This is a genomic window from Flavobacterium koreense (genome assembly GCF_054776075.1).
Genome location: NZ_BAAHCF010000020.1, coordinates 1 through 1,213, shown reverse-complemented (window position 1 = coordinate 1,213; position 1,213 = coordinate 1). Strand labels below are relative to the sequence as shown.

Sequence of the window (1,213 nt, the reverse complement as noted above, 5' to 3'; positions counted from 1 at the left end):
TAGTTCTTGTCCAAGTTCCACCTATTTGCTCACCAGTAATTAATGTAGATAAATCGATTGCTGCTGTTGATGTCTCACAAACCGTTGTTGCTCCATCTGCTCCTGCAACTGGTTGTGCGTTGATATTTACTGTAGCGATACTTGCATCATTAATACAAGGTGCTGCGCCAGTTAAAGTATAAGTAAAAGTACTTGTTATAGCTCCAACGGCTGGCGTGAAAGTTCCTGCTGCTGCACTAAATACTCCGCCTGTTCCTGTTGTTCTTGTCCAAGTTCCACCTAACTGCTCACCTGTGATTAGGGTAGCTAAATTAATGGCTACTGCCGATGTCTCACAAACTGTGGTAGCTCCATCTACTCCTGCAATTGGCTGTGGGTTGATAGTTACTGTAGCAACACTCGTATCATTAATACAAGGTGCTGTTCCAAGTAAAGTATAAGTAAAAGTACTCGTAGTTGCTCCTAAAGCTGGAGTAAATGTTCCTGCTGCTGCATTAAAGACTCCTCCTGTTCCTGTAGCTCTTGTCCAAGTTCCACCTATTTGCTCACCTGTAATTAGTGTAGATAAAGTAATTGATGTTGTTGATGTTTCACAAACTGTAATACCACCATCTGCTCCTGCAAGTGGTTGTGGGTTGATATTAACTGTAGCGATACTCGTATCATTAATACATGGCGCTATACCTGTTAAAGTATATTCAAAGGTACTTGTTGTGGCTCCAACTGCTGGGGTAAATGTTCCTGCTGTTGCATTGAACACTCCGCCTGCACCTGTAAGCCTAACCCAAGTTCCACCTGATTGCTCACCTGTGATTAAGGTAGCTAAATTAATGGCTGTTGTTAATGTCTCACAAACTGTGGTAGCTCCATCTACTCCTGCAACTGGCTGTGCATTGATAGTTACTGTAGCCACACTTGTATCATTAATACATGGTGCTGTGCCTAATAAAGTATATTCAAAGGTACTTGTTGTTGCTCCAACTGCTGGGGTAAATGTTCCTGCTACTGCATTAAAAACTCCGCCTGTTCCTGTAGTTCTAGTCCAAGTTCCTCCTATTTGCTCGCCTGTAATTAATGTAGCTAAAGTAATTGCTGCTGTTGATGTCTCACAAATTGTAATACCACCATCTGCTCCTGCAACTGGTTGTGCATTAATAGTAATTGTAGCTACACTTGAATCACTAATACATGGAGCTATTCCTGTTAATGTATA

The 1,213-nt window shown here is 41.6% G+C and carries 1 pseudogene; it reads right to left on the bottom strand.

Going from position 1 to position 1,213, the window contains the following annotated elements:
- Nucleotides 1-1,213, bottom strand: a pseudogene (locus ACYU7A_RS08030) (adhesin); the annotation flags it as partial.